The organism is Flavicella sp. IMCC45537 (genome assembly GCF_057197705.1).
Genome location: NZ_CM170067.1, coordinates 2,808,964 through 2,832,514, shown reverse-complemented (window position 1 = coordinate 2,832,514; position 23,551 = coordinate 2,808,964). Strand labels below are relative to the sequence as shown.

General features: G+C 33.2%; 11 protein-coding genes. 1 reads left to right on the top strand and 10 read right to left on the bottom strand.

The annotated features are described in order from the left end of the window. Positions 1–135 precede the first annotated feature (135 nt). From AC2DGP_RS11535 to uxaC, 6 genes are all read right to left on the bottom strand, one after another. Positions 136–1,662: an alpha-L-fucosidase gene (locus tag AC2DGP_RS11535; RefSeq protein ID WP_484490217.1), complete on the bottom strand. Its 1,527-nt coding sequence runs from the start codon at positions 1,660–1,662 to the stop codon at positions 136–138. After that, complete coding sequence (locus AC2DGP_RS11530; protein WP_484490216.1) at positions 1,663–3,555, bottom strand: hypothetical protein; 1,893 nt, start codon at positions 3,553–3,555, stop codon at positions 1,663–1,665. 119 nt (positions 3,556–3,674) lie between these two features. Then, positions 3,675–4,973 carry a glycoside hydrolase family 117 protein gene (locus AC2DGP_RS11525; RefSeq protein WP_484490215.1) on the bottom strand — a complete coding sequence of 433 codons (1,299 nt, stop codon included), beginning with the start codon at positions 4,971–4,973 and terminating at the stop codon, positions 3,675–3,677. A gap of 46 nt (positions 4,974–5,019) precedes the next feature. After that, entirely contained in the window at positions 5,020–7,857 is a 2,838-nt protein-coding gene (locus tag AC2DGP_RS11520; protein WP_484490214.1) for a glycoside hydrolase family 2 protein, read from the bottom strand. Between the two features lie 20 nt (positions 7,858–7,877). Beyond that, on the bottom strand, positions 7,878–10,724 hold the full coding sequence (locus tag AC2DGP_RS11515) for a glycoside hydrolase family 2 TIM barrel-domain containing protein (RefSeq protein WP_484490213.1): 2,847 nt from the start codon (positions 10,722–10,724) through the stop codon (positions 7,878–7,880). Between the two features lie 7 nt (positions 10,725–10,731). After that, positions 10,732–12,135 (bottom strand): glucuronate isomerase, encoded by a 1,404-nt coding sequence (gene uxaC / locus AC2DGP_RS11510; RefSeq protein ID WP_484490212.1) that lies wholly within the window; start codon positions 12,133–12,135, stop codon positions 10,732–10,734. Between the two features lie 201 nt (positions 12,136–12,336). Between uxaC and AC2DGP_RS11505 the strand changes: the two genes are divergently transcribed. Next, the gene (locus AC2DGP_RS11505) at positions 12,337–13,488 is read left to right on the top strand and encodes a hypothetical protein (RefSeq protein WP_484490211.1); all 1,152 of its coding nucleotides are present in this window, start codon (positions 12,337–12,339) and stop codon (positions 13,486–13,488) included. A gap of 250 nt (positions 13,489–13,738) precedes the next feature. Here the strand turns inward: AC2DGP_RS11505 and AC2DGP_RS11500 are convergent, their stop codons facing one another. The 4 genes from AC2DGP_RS11500 to AC2DGP_RS11485 all read right to left on the bottom strand — a co-directional run bounded on the left by AC2DGP_RS11500 (position 13,739) and on the right by AC2DGP_RS11485 (position 23,234). Then, the gene (locus AC2DGP_RS11500; protein ID WP_484490210.1) at positions 13,739–14,653 is read right to left on the bottom strand and encodes a hypothetical protein; all 915 of its coding nucleotides are present in this window, start codon (positions 14,651–14,653) and stop codon (positions 13,739–13,741) included. Beyond that, positions 14,650–17,241: an ATP-binding protein gene (locus AC2DGP_RS11495; RefSeq protein WP_484490209.1), complete on the bottom strand. Its 2,592-nt coding sequence runs from the start codon at positions 17,239–17,241 to the stop codon at positions 14,650–14,652. Before AC2DGP_RS11495 ends, AC2DGP_RS11500 begins: the two co-directional genes overlap by 4 nt. Next, entirely contained in the window at positions 17,241–18,449 is a 1,209-nt protein-coding gene (locus tag AC2DGP_RS11490) for a DNA cytosine methyltransferase (RefSeq protein WP_484490208.1), read from the bottom strand. Before AC2DGP_RS11490 ends, AC2DGP_RS11495 begins: the two co-directional genes overlap by 1 nt. A gap of 504 nt (positions 18,450–18,953) precedes the next feature. Next, positions 18,954–23,234, bottom strand: coding sequence for a two-component regulator propeller domain-containing protein (locus AC2DGP_RS11485; RefSeq protein ID WP_484490207.1), 4,281 nt, complete (start codon positions 23,232–23,234; stop codon positions 18,954–18,956). Between the last annotated feature and the right edge of the window lie 317 nt (positions 23,235–23,551).

The following is a 23,551-nucleotide window of genomic DNA, read 5'->3' as shown; positions in this document are numbered from 1 at the left end:
AGAAACTCAATGCTTTTTATACAATGGTTATACTTTTCAATTCTACAGAGGATATCTCTCTATTTTTTCGTAAAAAAAATACCCCTCCAATATGGACGGGTATTAAAATCAACTAACATAATTTACATGTCTAAACTACTCTAACTCTAATTTAAACACATTCGCGATTTTATTCATTTCTACATTTGGAATCGTCAAATAAAACGAAGCCGTTGTTACATCAAATTCAGTATTCGTATTGGAACCCAAATGAGTAATTTTTTTTATTTTTCCTGGAGGAATATTTCTATGATACCCTCCAATTGATTTCATGGCAATTTTTTTGCCTTGTTTTGGTTCTCCTAAAAAGAAAATATACATGGCTTTTTTATCCTTTGCTACCGTAAAACGAATGTCACTTGCTGTATACTCAACGGATGAAGATTGTCCTGCATTATGACCATGCCCTGTTGAAGCATTTCCAAAACCATATAAATTATGTGGTCTTGTGCCGTAAACAGCCTCCCCATGCACTTGCATCCAATCTCCAATTTCTTTTAAAACATCCCTTTGTTCTTGATTGATTACACCCTCTGCAGTAGGAGAAACATTAAGCAACACTACTCCGTTTTTACTCCAAATATCAATCATATTTCTCACCACCAAATCTGCAGTTTTATAAGGATGCCCTTCCACATACATCCATCTGCTTTGACCTAATGTCATATCCGTCATCCAAGGAGTAGGCCATGAATCTTTTCTACCACCTTGCTCATAGTCTAACACACTATACTCCAAAGGTAAATCTTGCTGTTTATGTGCTAACATCACTTCTTTATTTTGCTTCAATCCATTATTAAAATGATGCGCAGCCATTTCATTTCTTTTCTCTTCTGGGATAAGGTTTAGCCAAGAGTCATACCATAAAATATCTGGACTGTACTTGTCTACCACTTCGTTTACCTGATCCAACCAATAGTCATTAAACTCCTCTATCGTTTCAAAGTTTCCAAATAACTTGCGCAATTTTGGATCTTTGGTTGCGGTTGGCAAATCTGGATGATAAACATAATGGCTATTATAGGCTGTTTTCCACAACTCAGGATTATTTGCATTTCGCTGTCCATTTCTTGCATGATGAAATGTGGCTATGGTTTTCAACCCCTGCTTTTGAAGAGCTTCAAACATATCCCCTAAAATATCTCTTTTTGGCCCCATATCAGATGCATTCCAAGGATTCACTTCACTATCCCACATAGCAAAACCATCATGATGCTGCGCAACGGGCCCTGCAAACTTTGCTCCCGTTTGTTTAAATAAAGATGCCCAATCATCGGGATCAAATTGAGAAGCCTTAAACATTGGAATAAAATCTTCGTACCCAAATTCTAAAATACTTCCGTAAGTTTCTTCATGGTGTTTCCTAACCTTATTATTATCCTTATACATATTATGAGGATACCAAGCGCTTCCGTAAGCCGGAACACTATAGGGGCCCCAATGAAAATACATCCCTAATTTAGCATCCGCAAACCACTCTGGAGCAGCCCCATGTTGTTTTAATGACTCAAAGGTTGGCTTATAAACAACTGGTTTTTTATGCTCGCTATTAGGCAAACCACTACAGGCAGCAAGCATCCAACCAGCTAACAGGACTCCACTACAAAACTTAATCAAATTCATCTATTTATTTTTTTTATTGTAAACTTTCATCGTTACAGATGCTACATGTCCTCCATTATCTGGAAATCCAATACTTACATGGTTGTTCTTTGTTAAATACTCTACAGGAATTGGAATTTCTAGAACTCCATAAAAACGATCTCTTTGCTCTTGTAAATCACCAGCAATAACCTCTGAATACTCTAGACTTTTTCCATTGATTTGAATCCTAGGCTTTAAACTTTTATCATGGTTTCTTCCGACTCCAACTCTTAGTACTGCGTTTCTACACTGATTGACAACAACACTATTTACAGTAAAGGTAAGCTCAGTATTCGCTTCAATAGATTGATAATATTCTTTTGAGTAATATTTAAACTCCTCCAGTGCTTCGGCTATTTTTATAGATTTCTGAAAACTGTATTCTAAAACCATGGTACCTTCTGCTTCTAGCACAACATTATCCAACATATTTTTGAAAATGGATTCCTCAATTATTCCCTCTCTTTCAACTTCAATTGATTTATAAGGAGCATAATGATGTTTTACCTTAATACTTTTTAATCTATAACCTTTCGGGTTTAAAACATCTAATGCCATAGATTGTTTCTGTTCGGATAAATTATTTAAAATAACATACATCTTTTTACCCGCCATAAAAGCTTGGGATTGAATATCTATATTGTTTGATTCAATAGCAATTCTCTTTCCCTTAACATCAGACCATAGTTGATAAAACTGAACTAAATCCGAATACACCCATTGCTCCCCACTTTCACCTTTTTTCTCAAATTGCTGTCTAAATAACCTACTTCTATAGGGATGTCCGTCTTTAGTTCTACCCCATTCACATTTTAACATAAAAAACGGAATTGCCATAGCCACTGATTCTGAATGCTCCATAAAAGTCATCAACATAGCATTGGCACTTTTTACATACAGAAAATCTCTCCAAGGAGTCCATGCTAAATCCCTATACCGATGTGCTTGAACCGAATACTCCGAGATGACCATAGGTTTAATCTTTCCAAACTTTATCATACTATACTGTTCTAACATATCTAACGAAGCTTTTAAATTACTTCCTTTACGATACTTTTTAATATAGCTTAGTTTGCCATTTTCATATTTCTGTTTACATGGGAAATCATAAAAATGCAACGACCAAAAATCCATATCATCACCTGTCAAATCAATGAATTTTTTCCATCGATATTCCCACCTCTTAAAATCATACTGTTCAAAATCCGGAAATGCGCAAGTAAAACCTCCCACTAAAACATCTGGGTTTATTTTTTTTATTTCATGAGCCACGGTAGAATGAAATTCAGCCATCTTAGCTACCGCTGCCTCTTCCTTCTCCGCAATACCTCTATTTTTTTTAGGTACTAAATCCCACATCGGTTCATTTATTACTTCTATAAACCTAGGTTTTTTCATTTCCCCAGTTGGATAAAAACTTTTAAGGTAGTGAGCCATAAATTCACCACTAGCAGTTCCGAATGGTTCCTTGTTGAAACTTGATTCAGATAGCGCCCAACCCTTTCTGGTAAGTTTTCCTTCTGGCCAAATTGGATGAAACTGAGCTCCAACAACCATATTGTTCAACCTTTTTTCGTAGCCAAACAAGTTGGGTTTCTTTTGATAAGATTGTACAAATTTTGCCCCCAATTTTTGAATATCCGTAACATCGGCAAAGCCAGGTCTATTTGGATCTTCTTTTACAGCATTCAAAGCCCCTTTTAAACCTCCAGTTTCTCTACCCAGATACACATCATACCCCTTTAAAAAATCCTTTCTAATATCTGACACAACATGATCGCCAGCCCAATCACTAGACAAACTCGCGTGTATCGTAATGTACTTTTCACGGTCAAACTCTTCTATATCACCTACAATATGTTGCGTATTCATATCAACCTTAACATGGTTTATCTGAGCCGTACACACATAATGGAATCCTCCTAAGATTAGGAAGCAAAAAAACTTAAAAACTAATCGATCTCGTTTCACCTAGTGTTCTCTGTTTTAAACTACTGTTGTGTTTTTATTTTGTTGTTTTCTTCTGAAATTCTTTTTCGCTGTTTCTTACTTAAACCGTGCTTTTTGTAATGAAACTCTGGAGAGTAGTTATAATAATGTCTTTTCATCTCATCATCATGAATTTCTGTACTCAAATCACAATCAAAACGAGTCAGGATGGAATGTCTCCAATTTCCGCCTGCATTGATAAAATGAGAAATTCCCCATGTAATCCCTTTACCATCTTTAGTATCCGTAAAAGCATCTGGTATATATGGACCCGCCGCTACGGGTAATAATTCTGTAATGGCAGCTATTTCAAAATTCACCCAATCCTCTGCATACTGAATGGTATTATGCTCTTGCCCATCTCGCTGAACGATTGCTGCAACTCCTTTCTTAAAAGGAAATAAAGTTGTTTCATGTCCAGAATTAATAACGGGATTCAAGGGATGTTTTTCAAAAGGTCCTAATGGGTCTTCTGCAATTGCCAATCCTTGCATTCTTATCTTAGAAGGTTTTAACTCCGGACGCTTATCAAAATCTCCTTTATAGTATAAATAAATTTTACCATCGTGTACTAAAGGGTACGGATCATGAATCGAATATTGATCCCAAGAACCCTCCGGACCATTAGGAATAACGATTTTCCCAGTATGTTTCCATGGGCCATCTGGAGAATCGGCCACGGCAACTGATACTGGACAAAAGTCACCTCTTAATCCACTAGCCTCCATAAATGCCTGAAAATATAAATAATACTTGCCCTTAAATTTTAATATATCTGTAGTGGTAACAGACCTCCATCCAGGTTGTGGTTTTGGCGGTCTTGGCACGGCTATACCTTCCTCTTTCCAAGTAAAACCATCCTCAGAAGTAGCATACCAAATATCTGCTAAATCCCAATCAGCAGAAGGAATTACATCCGTTGCCTCTTTGGCACGCGACATCCCTACGGGTTTTACTGGTGTTTTTCTACCCGTATACCAAACATAGTATTTCCCATTTTCAAAAATTACTTTTGAAGGATCTCTCCTTGTAATCGTACCATCACCATCATTATAATCAAGCCCTTTTAATTTTGTATACTTAAACTGTGTATACAATTCTGTTTGCTCAGGACGGATGTTCTCATAAGCATCATAATTTCTTTGCACAGCCGCACTCAAAGGACGATCTGGTTTCTCTGCAGGTATAAAAAAAGGAAATTCCTTTTGATCACCTTTCATTGGTTGTTGTTTTTCTTGTTTATTCTGACAGGCAACGGTTACCATTGCAAACATCAGTAGGTATAGAAATTTATGCATCATGTTAATTGTTTAGTTTATTTAAATTCTCTTTGTAATAAAAGCAACACTAAAATTCAAAAGTTAAGTCTACTTTTATCATTTCATCATCGTTTCCAAAAATCATTTCTTCGTTACTGGTTGGTCCCATTTCTCCTAAATTTTTAAATTTTGAACCAATCGCTGGAATATTTTTCACAAAAGAAATATCCCCTTTAGGAAACTTTGTAACTGCCGAACCTCTTAAAGGTTCTGCTGGAGCCTCTGGTGTTAGCATCCTCAAAAAAGTGTTTTTTGAATGACAATAAACATTAAAACCATTTTTATGATTTCCTCTAATTTTTGCCCAATACAAACTAGAAAAGAATCCCTTAAACTCTGGATATACATAACCTGACTCACCCGTTATGGTATTGTTATAATCGTTTTCCCAAACTTTTAATTGAGTTCCTTTCATTCTATTTCTCCAAACTCGGTACGGACCATCTCCCAACCATTTCATACCAGCAACTTCCGTTTCTGGAAACGTGAAAGTAATCCCTTTACAAACCTTCGTCTTTCGGGAAGTTTTAAAACTAACATGCAGATCTACCATACCATTAGGATGCACCGTCCATTTGATATAGTCTTGATACATTTCTGTATTCTCTTTCCAGTCCCAATATTTTTTCTTGGCTTTCATAAGCGCCGTTATTTCGACTTTCTTTTTAGATTTTCTAACCGTTACAGAAACCACCTCATTTTTACTATCCAAAATAACAGGTCCGTTTGTTAATGGAATCAGAGCATCTCCTCTTACCACTTTTGATATAAGTCCGGTTTTTGACGAAAATGTAAGCTCTAAATTCTTTACAGTAACCACTATATTCTCCTCTGTTTCCTTCAGTGATAATTTTCCTTTCTCTTCATTTACAACTTGTAATGCGTTGTGTTCTTTTGGCATTTTAACAGGATACGACCAAGTAAAAATCTCCTTTCCTTTAGGGTCTGTCGCTGTTAAATACAACACATCATTCTTTTGCCAAGCATCTGGCAAATCAACTTTAAAAACACCTCTGCTCCCAGGAGTGATTGAGGGCATCATTACATTCGTTTCAACATTTACTTGTTCCCCTGCAGCACCGTTTGGTCCTTCAAAAGAAACCCATTTGGCCGTCATCTTACAGGCGTTTAAATTCGTATAATGATAGCGGTTCTCTACCTTAAACTTGCCATTAAAGCCGTCTCTGATAAACCTATCTTCAATAAATATAGGAGACCATACTTCCTTAATCGTAAAATAGCTGCCTTCTTTTTCGCCATACGGCCCAACAATACCATCAGGTGCATGATTTCCATCAGCGTCAAGAACACCTCCTTTATCAGTACGAACCACGCTCTCGTCTGCAAAATCCCATAAAAAACCACCTGCATTTAAAGGCATCTGCCACATTAATTTCCAATAATCATCTAAACCTGCCCCATGTCCACCATCATATAAACCATGCATAAATTCTGTTGGAAATGTAATTTTATCTTTTGCATATCCGTCATACGCCAATCCATGATAGGGTACATAATGAAACGTGTTTGTTTTTTTAAAAATCCCCCAAGGATGAATAACCTCACGCTGCTGAATATCCCATTTGGCAAATTCATCATCAAGTTGTGTATTCCAACCACTTTCGTTTCCATTATCCCAAAGCAATATTGAAGGATGACTTACATCTCTAGTTACGGTTTCTCTTATAATTTTCTTTCCAACCTCCACATCTAAATAAGGTACATGCCATGTACAAACTTCATCTAACACAAACAGACCTATAGAATCACAAGCTTCTAAAAAATGAACATCTGGAGGGTAATGAGACATACGAACTGCATTCATGTTCATATCCTTGATCATCTCAATATGCTTGATACTTAATTCTTTTGACGTTGTTCTACCAGATTCAGGATGAAAAGAATGCCTATTGACACCTTTGAATTTTATTTTTTGATCATTTACATAAATACCATCACTCTCTCTAACTTCAACTGTTCTAAAACCAATTTTTTGATAAACACTATGCAAAATGGCTCCTTTCTTATTTAACAAACTTATCTTTAGTCTGTACATATTCGGACTTTCAGGATTCCAGGTTTTGATATTTTTTGCATGGGTAGCAACGGTCCATTTTTGCTTTCCTTTTTCCATCGTAGTCAGGTTCAAATCTTGAATTTTGTTCCCTAAATCATCTTCCAAAAGCACCTTTATTTTATCAATCTTTTTAGAAGAGGTATAAATAGCTGCCGTTATATCTCCATTTGCTTTTGCATCCACTGCAACGCGCTCAATATTTTCTTTTGGCAATACCTCTAAATACACAGGTCTATAAATCCCTCCAAAAATCCAAAAATCAGATTGTCTTTCTGCTGCATTGATAGATTCATTACTCGAGCGTTTGTGTACCGTTACTTCCAATTTATTTTCAGCCCCATATTTCAATAATTTTGAAATAGAATATTTGAATTCATAAAAAGCTCCTTGATGTATTTCTCCAGCTAATTTCCCATTTATCTTAACTTCCGCATCGGTCATCACTCCTTCAAAAACAATTTTCACTTCATTGTTTTTCCATGCTTGCGCTACAAAAAAGGAATGTTTATAAATTCCATGTTCATCAAAATAGGGTTTGTTTATTTTAAAATCTCTACCATAATTATAGTTCCCAAAGCCTTGAAGTTCCCAACAAGATGGCACTTCTATTTGGGTCCATTTTTTACTTTGCATTCCGCCCGAACAATAAAAATCCCATGAAACGGTATGATCTTTATCGGTTCCTGACAAATACTTTTTAATTGTTTTAACGTTTTGCCCTTGGACTTGAGAGACAAAAACTGCCAACAAGATCAAAGTAAAAGTTCTGTGTATTAATTTTAAATTCATTTTACAATTCTATTAGTGATCTAGTTAAAATCGAAAGTCAAGTCTAGTACAATTGGTTCATCATCATTACCAAAATAGTGTTCTTTATTTCCATGTGGTCCTGTACTTTCAGCAAACTGAAACTTAGTCCCTATCCCAGGAATATTCATTACAAAAGAAATATCTCCTTCTGGAAAAGAGGGGTGAATTTTCTCTTTCTGCGCACCTGACTTATTAATTTTTGGTTCTTCAGGCGTTAACATTCTTAAATAAGTATGCGGTGTTCTACAATACACTGTAAATCCATTATTATGATTTCCTTTTATGGTAGACCAATACAAACTTGAAAAGAACCCTTTAAACTCTGGATATACAAATTCATCCTCACCTGCTTGTCCGGTTACAGTATTGTTATAATCATTTTCCCAGACTTGAAAACGTGTTCCTTTGGTTCTATTTCTCCAAACTCTATAAGGTCCGTCTCCCAACCATTTCATTCCAGCTACTTCCTCCTCAGGAAAAGAAAAAGTAATTCCTCTATACCCCTTTAGGTTTCTAAACCCTTTAAATTCAACCCTCACATCTAACAAACCATTAGAATGTACAGTCCATTTTACAATATCAGATCTCTTTTCCTTTATGGTAGACCATGATGGTGATCTGCTCGATTCTTCAAAAATTGTCAATATTTCAACTTTGTCTTTTAATAATTTTACGGAGACGCTTTTGATTTTTGATTTTTGATTTAAAATAAAAGGTCCGTTGTTTAAAGGAATAATTTGAGTTCCATTTGTAACCTTTTTTAAAATTCCATTTTCTTCAGAAAATTCATATTGAAACTCTCCAGCTCTGACACTAATAATACCGTCTTTAGTTTTAGTGTTTATTTTACCCGTTTTTGAATAATCAACTTTATCCACATTCAATTCTTTGGGTGTTGCTACTGGATAACTCCAAGTAAAAATTTCCCTACCCTTTGCATCCACAGCAGTTAAATGTAGCGCATCAGCATTTTGCCAATTTTTAGGCTTTTCAATTGTAAATTTTCCTTTAGAACCAGGATCTAAACTTGGAAGCACCACATTACTCTTGGCAATTAATTTCTCTTCTCCTCCTTTTGGACCTTCAAATCCGATCCACTTTGCCGTCATTGTACAAGCCTCTAAATTGGTATAATGATATCTATTTTCTAATCTAAAAATCCCATTAAAATCTTCATTGATAAAACGATCTTCAATATAAATTGGTGACCATATTTCTTTAACGGTAAAATAGCTAGCTTCCTTCTCTCCATATGGGCCTACAATACCATCTGCTGCTTTGTTACCTTGAAGATCTATTTCATTATTCCTATCCGTTCTTTCAATCCCTTCATCTGCAAAATCCCATAAAAAACCTCCTGCACTTAAAGGCAAATTCCACATTTTCTCCCAATAATCTTGTAAACCTGCACCATGTCCTCCATCATACAATCCATGTAAAAATTCAGTAGGAAACAAAATTTTATCTTTAGTATAAGAATCATTGACCAGCGAATGATAATGACTGTAGTGAATTGTGTTTGTTTTTTTATAGATACTCCATGGATGAATCACTTCTCGTTTTTGAATATCCCAAAGCGCATAATCTCCGTCCACTTCTGGATTCCATCCCTGTTCATTTCCATTTGCCCACAATAAAATTGAAGGATGATTCACATCTCTTACAACAGTTTCTTTTACAATTTTACGTGCAACTTCAGTGTCTAACATTGGATTATGCCAAGTACAAATTTCATCAATCACAAATAAGCCTATGGAATCACAAACTTCTAAAAAATGAACATCAGGCGGATAGTGCGACATTCTCACTGCATTCATATTCATATCTTTCATCATTTGAACATGCTTTATGCTAATTGCTTTAGAGGTTGTTCTTCCTGTTTTAGGATGAAAAGCATGTCTATTGATTCCCTTGAACTTAATTCGTTCTCCATTTACATAGATCCCATCGCCTTTAAGTATTTCAACCGTTCTAAATCCAATTCTTTTGTTAGAGATATGAATCAATTTGCCTTTTTTGCTCAACAATCTAAACTCCAATTCATACAAATTTGGGTGTTCTGGATTCCAAGATTTTATATCTTTAGCATGAGTACTAATATGCCATTTCCCTGATGCTTTTTCTATTTTATCAATTGACAACTCTTCAATTTTATTACCTTGAAGATCCATCAAAGAAACCGCAACAGAATTTGTTTTTTTTGAGTTCACAAACAAATCCGCTGTAATATCTCCATTCGCTTTTGCATCAATTGCCAAACGTTGTATGTTTTCTTTCGGAGCTATTGTTAAATAAACAGGTCTGTATATCCCACCAAATATCCAAAAATCTGCAACTCTCTCAGCATGATTAACAGATGCATTGGCAGATATTTTGTTTACTTTAACTTCTAATACATTTTGTTTTCCAAATTTTAAAAATTTATGGATGTCGTACTTAAATTCATAGAAAGATCCTTGATGAATTTCTCCAGCCAACTTTCCATTTATTTTTACCTCAGCATCCGTCATTACACCTTCAAAAACAATTTTAACATCTTTCTTTTTCCAATCCTCTGGAACCAAAAAGGAATGCTTGTACAATCCGTGCTCTTTCGCTCTGTCTTCTACTTTATCTGTACCATAATTATAAGCTCCAAAACCTTGTTGCTCCCAACAAGAAGGCACTTCAATCTTTGTCCATACTCCACTTTTTCTTCCCTCAGAACAAAAAAAATCCCAAGCAACAGTAGCATCACTTCCAGTACCTGATAAATATTTAATTTCCGTTTCCTGTGCATTCGCCGAACTTTGTACAAACAAATAAAATGACACAAGGCAAAAAATGAATCTATTTAAAATTTTCATGCTTTTTTTAATTAAAATTAAAATAATTCTTAGCGTTATAATAACTGATATCCTCTACCATTTTTTGTAACAATTCCATATCCTTAGGAATCATTCCTTTGGCAACATCATTCCCCAATAAGTTACATAAAATCCTTCTAAAATATTCATGTCTTGAATAAGACAAAAAGCTACGAGAATCCGTTAACATTCCAATAAACCTGCTGAGTAAACCTAAATTAGAGAGTGAATTCATTTGATCTTCCATACCAGATTTCTGGTCTAAAAACCACCAACCCGAACCAAATTGAATTTTACCTGGAACCGAACCGTCTTGAAAGTTCCCAATCATCGTTGCAACAACATCGTTATGGGCAGGATTCAAATTATAAATAATGGTTTTAGCCAATTGATCTGTCTTATCAAGGGTATTTAAAAATTTTGACATCGAAGCAGCCACACTGATATCATGAATGGAATCAAAACCCGTATCTGGACCTAATTTTTCTAACAATCGACTGTTATTATTTCTTATCGCTCCATAGTGGTATTGTTGCGTCCAATCTTTTTTATGATCCATCAATCCAAATTCATACAACATCGCCGATTTGAATTTTCGTACTTCATTTTCCTGCAAATCAATACCAGACCTTACTTTAAAGAAAATTGTTTTTATTTCCTTTACATCATAATCATCTGCATAAAACTCTTCAATTCCGTGATCTGACAATCGACAACCTACTTTATCAAAAAAGTCGTGTCGCTTCAAAAGGGCCTCCATAAGATTTTCAAAAGTTACAATGGAAACATTAGCAACAACTCCCAACGTATCTATATAGTTATTGTACTCCTCTGTATTTTCAACAGCCATGGCCTTATCTGGCCTCCATGTTGGGAGTACTTTGGTTTTACAATCGCTATTTGCAATTTCAATATGGTATTCTAATGAATCGATAGGATCATCAGTAGTACAGACCAACTCCACTTTCATCATCTGCATCAAACCCTGTGGACGATAGGCATCTGTTGCTAATTTTTTATTTGCCAATTCCCAAACTTCCTCAGCAGTATCTTCATTAAGCACTCCTTCGTAACCAAAAAAAGATTTCAACTCCATATGTGTCCAATGATACAAGGGATTTCTTAAGGTATAAGGTACTGTAGCCGCCCACTTTTTAAATTTCTGAAAGTCCTCAGCATCACCAGTACAATAGTTTTCAGCAACGCCATTCGTTCGCATACTTCTCCATTTATAATGATCTCCATCTAACCACAAATGCGTTAAGTTTCTAAACTTTTTATTTTCTGCAATGGTCTTTGGATCCAAATGACAATGATAATCTATGATTGGCATCTGAGAGGCATTCTTATGAAACAATAGCTGAGCTTCCTCTGTTTCTAAGATAAAATTTTCATGTAAAAAGGTATTCATTGTTAGGCGTATTTAGGTAACTATTTAAATCTTAAAATCTCTATAGAATTAGAGCTTCCATAGAGTAGTTTTGTAAGATTTGTTCTTCAAATGTAGCTATCTAACATTCTTTTTTTAACTTTAACGCAGCTTTAACGGTACCTATAACGGTTAATGCATTGCATAAAACCCCTTTAAATCAAAGGAAAACAGAAACCATACATGGAACTCGGAAAATCTAAAAAACAGGAAATAGTTTCAAAAATCAGAAACAGCAATACTCTAAAAAATGCTCCAACAAGTAGCGCTTTGTTGCAATACTTACATGAAGCAACCCTTAAAAATATAGAATTAAAGGAAGGGGTAATTGATATAGAATTTTTTGGCAACAAGGACATTTCTGAAAAAAACAACCCTCGAGTTCGTGTGAATGTTTACAACCTTAGAAAAAAACTAATCGCATATTATCAAAACGAAGGAAAGCAGGACACCTGGAAATTGGCCATTGAAAAAGGACAGTATAAAATTAGTTTCGTAAAAACAGAGAAAGAAGGAAACCCAATAAAAAATATCAACTGGAAACTTACCCTACCCTACCTTGGCTTGTTGGGCGCCGTGATAGTCATTCTTCTCATATCAAAAACCCCAACCGCACCGGTGATGTGGAAGAATTTTCTAGATGACAACCAGCAAACAAATCTATACATAGGAGATCATTTTGGAATAGCCGGAAATACCATCACAGGAGAAAGAGGATGGACACGAGATTTTAGCATCAATAACACGAAAGATTTTTACCAACTTATAGATGACAAACCAGAATTGAAAGGAAAAATAAACCCCGCTAGTTATAGTTACAGTACAAGAATGAGCGCTTTGGCTACACAAAAAATTCAAGAATTATTTCAGTTGCACAACAACCGTTTTGAAATCAGATTCTCAACCCAAACTACCATTCCTGAGATAAAAGAAAGCAACGCTATTTATGTTGGACCTTCTAAAAACAAAAACCAATTTTTAACCTTTTTCAACGAAGCCAACCCTTATTGCAAAATCATTGACAACACATTACATATTAGTGGACTGACAGCAGCTGAAAATAAAAGTTACTCGTTTAACTCACAAAACACACAAGAAGAATATGCCTTGGTTTCTAAGTACACGAGTATTGGTAACAAAGAACACTTTGTATTCTTTTCGCAACACGATATTGGAGTAAGTGCCACAGTGGCTTATTTCACAAATTTGGATAGTATTTCAAAATTTGAAAAGGAATATTTACAAACAAGTAAACATTTTACGGCCATTTATAAAGTAAAAGGACTCAACAGAACAGATACTGATTTGAAACTGTTGCAGGTGATTGCTTTTTAAGAGGACTTCAACTTAAAACCTCAACAAACGAATTGTATCACATCATCTAGTTCTGATTTGTAATGTTCATCGTATTTATCAAATAACTAAATATAAATATCCACAGACCTTTCAGTAAGCACAAACGACCTACGTTTATTAGCCTTATTATCTCACTGTTTTTTTTCAAAAATTTGCTCGTTTTATAACTAAAACTCATTTAAAATTGTGAAACACGAACAAACTTTAAATGTGGTTAAACCTAAGTTGGCTATAATTTACTATTGATTTCTTCTAATTCTTTTCTGAATTCAATTAATGATTTCCTAATTTTTATACATTCAGATTCGTTAAATACGATTTCTTTACCAGTAGAATAACTAATCAACACTTTTTCTCCACCTCTAATTTCCTCTTTTACGTGTGCAAAATTATTTCTAACAGAAATTACATTTTCATCATATCGAGAAAAGAAATTTTCTTTGCCAATCGGCTTTTCAGAGGTTTTTGTTTGTTTGTAGAGTTTGTTAATACATTTGGCCTTATGAAAAGTAGTGAAAATTCTAGAATCACTTATTTTGTCATTAATGTTACTGTTCTTATCATTGGCTAATTTTGTGTTTTTGATTATAGTACTTTCAACTTCCGATTTAATATAATTTTGATAAGCTTCTTTATGTTCAGTTAATAGCATCTTAGTTATAATTTCAAGCATTAAATTGTCTAATTCACTTGTTTCAGCCATTATTAACCCTCTTATAGGATTTACTTCTTGTACTTTTTTTATAGTACTTAAAATAACTTTTTCAGCTTTTCCAATAAATTCAGTTCTTGGACTTGTATATACTCCTTCAAACCCATTTTCTTTTAACTTATCTCTAACAGATTCAATATCTGAAGAATAAAATATTACATCGGTTAATATAGAATTGTCATCTTGACTTCTTATAAACTCAATAATTTCGCTTCCATAAATTTTATCATCTAAATTAAAATCAATGAACATTATATCATATTCTTTTAGATGATTGTTCTGATATTCTGCTTCTACCTCTCCAAAATTTCTACATAATTTAGATTTTACTTCAAAACCATTATCGTCTAGAAAATCATCGATTAGTTCAAGATTTGCTTCATAATATTGCTTGTCATCCTCAACCCATAATATATTGTAACTTATTCTCATTTATTCAATGTAATTTTTAGTTCAAATCCATTCTTATATTCTGGATTATGGATTATTTTACCGCTTAGTTCCTCTTCAACTATTCTTTTAACGTGACTTAAGCCAAGACCAGAACCTCTTGTTGTTGTTATACCCTCTTCAAAAATAATACAGCTATTTAAATCTTTATTTAAAGGCTCTCCAATATCTTTAATAGAAACTATCAGATTATTATTTGACATTGAAAAAGAGAAAATTGCTTTTTTTGCATTTTTCTTTCTTGAATTATTAAGAATATTATCAATTACAACTGTTAGTTCTATTGGTTTAAATTCTTTAATGAATTCAACATCAGAATCAATAAATTCCACATCAATTTTATGTAAGACTCTATAGGTTTTTTCTACATAGTTTTTTATAAACGAAACAATATTTTCCTTTGTTTGTAATGAAGCTTTTAAGTAGTTCGCTTTAGTAGTAAATCTCGTGATTGTTCCTATTTTTTCATTTGCTAAGTTAATTGCACTTATGAAATCAATTAGCTGTGTTTTCGTAGGGATCTTATTTTTGTCAAGCTTTCTTTTAAGACTTAAAATTTTTGATGAAATAGTTTCAGAGTATACACCAATAATATGATTAGAATCACGTAAGTCTTTATATTCTATTGTTTCAGCTGATTTTATTAAGCTAATTTGTTCTTTCCTTTTTTGTTCTCTCTTTTCGGCTTCTTTTCTAGCCTCTTCTTCTTTTTTTCTTTTTTCCTCTTCTTCTTTAGCTTTCAGTTGAGCTTTTACTTTAGCTAATTCTGCTTGAGCTCTTTCTTTTTCTTTCGTTTCAGCCTTAAGTTCAGCTTGCCTTCTTTTCTCTTCTTCTTTTAAAGTCTTTCTTTCAGCTTCTTTACGTGCTTTTTCTTGTTCGTAAGCTTTTTTTTCAGCTTCTTTTCTTCTCTTTTCTTCTTCTGTAGCTCTTCTTTCGGCTTTTTCTTTTTCTTGTTTTAGTTTTTCGAAAGCTTGCTCAATATCGTAGACTTTATTTTGAAGTTTAGAATCATCAGTTTTATCAGCAATTTCTTTTAAATCAGAAATAAATTTAATTTGTGATTCATCAATTTTTTCATTTATTAAATCAATAAAGTCCTTATTAAAGTCAATAATTTCAACATCTTTATTATTGCTTAAGCTTTTAATAATTTGAATGAAATCTAGTTTACTACCTAAATTAGATTTTGCAACATCTAGATTTTCAGAGTCTTTATCCGTTGATAATTGTAGCTTATACTGTTCTGCTTTATCAGTATTGTTTCCAAAATATTTTTGTCTTTTAAATCCTTCACCCCAAAGTACTCCAACAACATATCTTTCTAATCTTCTGTGGGCCAATTTAAAAGCATTCATCAATTCATAATATCCAGGGGTTTCTATTAAACCTCCATCTCTACTGGAAACTTCTTTAAATTGCACAGTATCGTTTGTAGAAATTGAAACTCTTCCAAACAAGTTTCTCGTTCCTAAAAATCGATTATAACCTTGTTGTGCTCTAAAATCAATACCCCAACTATCATCACCTTTTTCTCCAAAAGGTTGTACTCTAAACCCATTTTTAAATAAGAATATAGAACCAAACTGTATTGGTTGAATTCCCATTTTTAAAGAAAAATTGTGTTTCGCTGAACGATTTAAAAAATATAAATCAATTTGTAAGTTTTTAATAATTTGAAACTTCTTGGCAGGTTCTTTTGTATGATAAATTAATTCACCCCTATCAATTATTTTTGTTTCGATTTTTCCTTTTGAAATTTTGAATGTAATCTGAGAAGTCTTTAATTCTAAGATATCAAGGATAGCATTTTTTATAGAACCATTGACTTTATCTCTATCTAAGTATTTTCTCCCCTTAATACCTTTGTTACCAACTATGTAAAATCCATTTTCATCTTCGCTTAATTCCTTTTTACAAATAATTTCAATATTGAAGTCATTTTTTTCTGAAAAAGGGTTTATTAATTTTTCAAGAGAGTGTTTTAAAGCTAATATTCTTGTTCTATCCCATACCTTGTATAGTTTAGAAATCTCTAAGATAGTTCCAGAGTTAGAGTTTTCGGGAAACTTTACAGTTTTATCAAGTGTATTGTGATTAACTTTTACAGTTTCAAATGTATTTTTTTGATTAGTTTCAAATTTAGACCAATCAATCTCTAACTCTTCTAATTTTAAAGAATCAATATTTTTTGTTTTTATTGTAAGTACTTTTCCTAATCTATCACTGGAAAATCTACCAATACCTTTTGCACCGGCATAATGTTTTCTTTCTTGAATTATATCGCGATATGATTCGTTTTTGCCAGAATCAGTATTGTCTTCGGAATCATCTTTTTTTGCTGAATAAGCAACAAATAACCATTTGTTTTTTAAATCATCTAAGGACATTCCTTTTCCATCATCCGAAATAATTAATTTATCATCCTCAATTGTAATGATTACATTTTCAGCAAATGCATCATAAGAATTTTTAACTAATTCGAAAACGGCTATAAATTCATCAGTAATTAAATCCTTACCAATGATATCTTTTAAACCAGTACTTATTTTAAATTCTAATTCATTTCCCATTATTGAATTAGTTGTTTTAAAACCAAACCTGCTTGTTCTCCAAATAAAGGAGGAATTGCATTTCCAATTTGTGAATATCTTGGTACTTCTTGTGTTCTTCTTTTACCCCCAGTGGTATATTTTCCTTTAAATTGATAAGTATCTGGAAATGATTGAATACGTGCATATTCACGAACTGTCATAATTCTAGGCTCGCAATAATGTATATAATCATCTGGTAATGTTGTAATAGTAGGCGTTGGCTTATTTGCTTCCAAAATTTTAGTGCTACTTTTCTTTAGTTGAAAACGTTCCCTATACGCTGCACTAGTTAAATTTTCATCCAAAGCTATTTGGAATCTATTTTTTACTGAAACTGTATGTTTCGCAAATCTGTGACTATCAACTCTACTATCTTTCCTTTTATACTTTCTAGAATATTTTTGATATTCAGATTTAACCTCTCCGTAAACACCTGCTTTAAAATTAGGTGTTTCAGATTCAACTTGACCATTTACTTGTAACAAATCCGAAATTGCATCTTCTAAGGTTGGATTGACAATCAAGTTTTTGTTAATTAAAAACCGTTCCTTATTTTCTGAAATTTTCTTAAAAAATGTTTCCTTATCAACCTCAGTGTTCTCTTGTAAAAACTCATTATGAATTCCTACCAAAATAAACCTAGTTCTCTTTTGAGGCACACCGTAATCAGCAAAATTCATTAAATGTCCTGAAACGGTATATCCTCTGTTCGATAGTTCATCTTTTACATATTTAGAATATGCTTTCCCTTTCTTGTTGTTTTGCTTAAAACCTTGCGTAAATCCTTTTACGTTTTCAAAAAATATCAATTTAGGTTTAACTAAGTCTATAAATTCTATATAAGAATTGATTAAGTCATTTCTAGAATCGTTTTCTTTTCTTCTTCCTGCCATTGAAAAACCTTGACAAGGAGGCCCACCAGCAACTAAATCTATAGTCCCTCTTAAAGCTCTTAAATTTTCGGAATAATTTTCTATAACCTTATTTATATCATGATGCTGTGGTTTCCCTAACCATTCTGGCCAATCAAAATGATTTTTCTTTTTTATTAAGTTATACTCAAGAGTTTTAAACGCATCAGCACTTTTCTCTATGGCAAAAGCACCTTTCCAACCTGCATTATGCAGTCCTAAAGAAAGTCCCCCACAACCTGAAAACAAATCTATATATTTTTTTTCTTCCTCCATGATATCTTATCTCCCGTAGTGTTTAACAAAACATTAATGCACCAATTTCGCAATTCATTTCTGTAATACGCAAATATATTAACTTATAAGAAAAATAAATTATTTTTCATAACAATTCTTCTTTTGAAACTATAAACAACGTAATGGAATATGGTTAATCTTTGATCATTCTGTTTTCAATCAATGACAATTTCCGATTATACTTTCTAAGTTCTGGAGACTTTATAAAAAGTATTTTTACTATAACTATATTCCTATAATTTATTTATCTCATCTTGAGAAATCACATTTGTAAAAAGTATTAAAGGCAAAGTTACCCTATCGACATCTCTATTTTTTCCAGTTTTAATGCCCCTTAGATAGTTTTACTATTTTGAATAGTTCCTCTTTTGCATATATTTTTTTCCTTACTTCCAAATCTACAAAATAAACCCAAACCAACAGATACAAAAAAAACTTGAAAATTAATTTCAAGCCTTTTTTTATATCACTATACTTTTTCTCCTATGCTTGGAAAGTATCGCCTTTTCCTTCGGTTGCTCCTGCATCTCCTTTGATTTGTTTCAAATACTCACTCGGTATCAATCCAAATTGTTTTCTAAAGCATTTAGAAAAATAGGATGCTGTATTAAAACCAGTCATATACATGATTTCCTTTACCGCTAAATCTGAATCTGTAAGCAGCTGCATCGCTCGTTTTAATCTAATATTCCTGATAAACTCACTTGAAGACAGTCCTGTTAATTCTTTAATTTTCAGATAAAAATGACTTCTACTCAAATACATTTCTTTCACTAAAAACTCTACACTAAACTCGGTATCCATCATATGTTTTTCTACCACTCCAATGGCACGTTGCAAGAAATCTTCATCAGTAGATGTTACCGTTACTTCTGTTGGTTGTAGCGTAATCTCTCTATTAAATCTCTTTCTTAACTCTTGACGATATTTTAAGGTATTTTGCAGTTTCAAGTGCAAGAGCTCCATATCAAAAGGTTTTCTAATATAAGCATCTGCCCCTGTTTTTAATCCCTGTATCTCTGACTCTTGAGACATTTTTGCCGTTAACATTATCACCGGAATATGACTCGTCTCTTGCGTTGTTTTTAAACTTTTACAAAATTCAACACCATCCATTACCGGCATCATCAAATCTGTAATAATAATATTAGGAGTTACTTTTTTTGCTATTTCAAAACCTTGCTCTCCATTTTCTGCTTCATAAATATAATAGCTTTCCCCTAACCCTTGCTTGATAAACAATCGGATATCTTGATTGTCATCAACAATTAATAATACAGGTAGTTTAGACCTTGACCTATTGATATTCGAATCAACAATTTCATCCATAACATCGATTGCCTGAGATTCGGCATCCTCTTGGCTAATAAAACTATCCGTCTCAAAATCTTGTTGAAAACTAACTCCTTTTTTATCTAAATAGGCAGCTTTATCTTTTGGCAACCATACATAGAAACAAGTTCCATCATCGCTATTACTTTTTACACTAATTACCCCTTGATGCAATTCTACCAAGTTTTTTGTGAAAGACAAACCAATACCTGAACCTTTCATGTTCATTTTTAGTTTATCTACTTCCATATAAAAACGCTCAAAAACATGATTAATTCTATGAGCAGGTATTCCTGGGCCAGAATCTTGAACTTTGATTAAAACATAGTCTTTTAATTCCAATCCTTTTGACATTTCGTACAATTCTGGGTACTGATCTGCCTCAGCAACTTCCAAAGAAATCTCTCCTTCTTCTGGTGTAAACTTAAATGCATTTGACAATAAATTATTCACCACCTTTTCCAAGGCATCAGAATCAAACCAGCTGATAATGGTAGCTTCTTTGTTTACTACTTTAAAATTGATATTCTTTTTTGTTCCTAAAAACTGAAACGGCTCGCCAACCTCTTTTAAGAAAGCCACTATATTTCCTTTGGCTATATTTAAATCAAGTTTTCCTCTATCCATTTTTCTAAAGTCAATCAACTGATTCACCAAACGCAGTAAATACCCGGTGTTCTTTTTCATTAGATTATATTGAACACGTGCTTCTTTAGGCGTAATTTTATCGCCCTGTTTTAACAAATAATCCAAAGGACCATTGATTAAGGTTAACGGAGTTCTAAACTCATGCGAAATATTTGTAAAAAACTCTAACTTCAGCTTATGAATTTCTTCTTTTTTCTCCTTTTCAAGATGCTCTAACTCTAGGTCGTATTTTTTTGTAGTTTTAATAATTGTAAAACGCCTAAAAGCAAATAACAACCCTAAAACACACAACAAGTAAAAAATCTTAGCAAAACTTGTTTTCCAAATAGGCGGAATCACCTTAATTTTTAATTCCACCGGAGTGGTGTCCCAAACTCCATCATTATTAGAAGATTTTACCTTCAACACATAGGAACCTGGTTCTAAATTAGTATACGTTGCGTATCTATTTTCTGAGGTGGTATACAACCATTTTTTATTAAACCCCTCTAATTTATACGCATAGGTGTTTTTGTTAGAGGCAGCATAATGCAATGCTGCAAATTCAAAAGAAAAACTATTTTCATTATGCAATAATTCAATTTCATCAACTTCATTGATAGATTTATCAATAACAACTCTACCATTGATTTCCTCTCCAATTTTTACCGATTTATTAAAAATTAAAAAATCCGTTAATACTGTTTGTGCATTGATATTATTACTTTTTATTTCTTCTGGATAAAAAGAATTAAAACCATTTACACCTCCAAAAACAAACTCGCCAGATTTTCGAACCACACAGGCCAACTCTCCAAACTCATCACTTTGCAACCCATCATTTACATCATAATTTTTGAAAATCTCATGTTCTGTATCAAACCTAGAAATTCCTCGATTGGTTGAAACCCAAAGATTTCCTTGTTTGTCTTCTAAGATCCCTTTGATCACATTATTAGGCAAGCCATGTAATGTAGAATACCTTTTGAAATGGGCAGGACTTGACGCTGTAGCAGGTACAAATTTATTCAATCCTCCGCCAAAAGTTCCAATCCACATTTCTCCTTTAGAGCTTTCATATAAGGTTAGTATATAATTATGACTGATGCTTGTTGAATCCTTTCTACTATTTTTATAAACTACAAATTTTGGATTTCGTGCAACGGCCTCTTCTCTAGTCAACATATTCAGACCATCACCCGTAGCGAACCAAACATTTCCAAAATGATCTTCATAGATATCTCTTACAATATTATTAGAAATACTTTTCTCCTGATTATCATTTTTAAAAAGTATATCCTTCTTAAACTCTCCCTCACTTCCTGAGGACAGCCATCTTCTTACCCCTCCATTATAAGTTCCAATCCATAAATTCAATTTGCTATCCTGTAATACAGAAAACACCGTACTTGTGACTTCTTTCACGGGTTCAAAAACTAACTCTGATACTGCCTTTTCTTCTGTAACATCTACCATAAACAAGTTTGGCGTAGATTGCCCACCTACCAATACCTTATCCCTTCCTCCAATAGTCGCATTTTCAATAGTGAAGGCAGTTACAAAATCTTGTCCATATTCAAATTTATTATAAACTCCATCATCATGCATTCTCGACAGAATATCTAGACCTCCTCCCTCGGTACCGACCCAAAGAAACCCATTTTTATCCTCTTGAATCGATCGAATTTTATTACTACTCAAACTTCCTGACTCACCGGTTTTTAAAAAATGTTGAAATTGTTTTTTATGCGGGTCGTATTTATTAATTCCAGCTCCATAAGTACCAACCCACAAAATCCCAGTATCATCAATAAACAAAGACTTCACACTGTTTGAACTTAAACTTCTTCTTTGGTTTGGGTCATTTTTAAAAAAGTTTACAAGGGCTGGCTTTACTCCATCATCTAAAGTTTTGAATTGCATCAACCCTCGATTGGTTGCCGCCCAGATATATTCTTTATCAACTACAATATCTGTAAAATTACCCCAATAGACCTTCATAGCCTTTTTAGAATACCCTCTTTTTGAAACTATAAAAATATTATTATGCGTCCCTAAAATTAAATTTCCATATTGATCCTCACTCAAACATCTCACTCCAGATTCCGGTATTCCTAAAAAAACATTATACCATTGAAAATACTTATGACCATCTTTATCACTTTCTAATTTATGAACCCCTTTTGCACTGGCCACCCAAATTTGTTTATGACTATCCTCAAAAATTTGAGAAATATGTGTTCCGTTCCAAACATCAAAAACTTTATCTTTATTTAAATTACAATGAATAAACTTGGCCTTATCCAAAGGCATATTTAAGTCTAGCATATCAATCCCAACGGCGGTTGTAATCCAAAGTCTATTCTCAGAATCAATTAGAATAGAAGTAATATAATCATTAGACAAACTGTTTTCATCATCTTTATCATTGATAAAATGTATAAACTCCTCAGTTTGAGAATCAAAATAATTGATACCATTTCCTGTGGTAGCAATCCAAAGACCTCCTTTAGAATCTCCAATAATTTTCCAAATCAAGTTACTGTTGATGCTCTTCTCATTTGACAAATCGGGTGTAAACACCGTAAACTCATATCCATCATATCTGTTGAGTCCGTCATGAGTTCCGAACCACATATACCCTTTATCATCTTGATAAATGGCATTTACATCATTTTGTGACAAACCGTCTCGAGTGGTCAACTTATCAAAAATCACAGAATTTTGCGCTTCTAGACCACAAAAGAAAAGAATACAGATGCTTGTAATGAAGTAGAACTTTGATTTAGTATTTAATATTCTCATAATCTAATAGTAGCTAAGGTTCCAATTAACATCTGTTTAAAAAATCAAAAAACAGAATTTTTTTGGAAGATACTTTGTAATTTAAGAAAAATCTAGAAAAAACAAATGTAGTTTGATTTTTTTCAAAGTTCACTCATTGACAATAAATTAAGAGAAAGAGAAATAAAAAAAAACACGACAAATGGTTCTTTAATTTTTCGAAAAAATCAAACATTAAACCAATAGAAAAACAAACCAACTCAACAACAAACCAACTCAAATAACTGATTTACTTATTTTTAAGAGACCAAACCAATAATAAAACCACGATTAAAAAT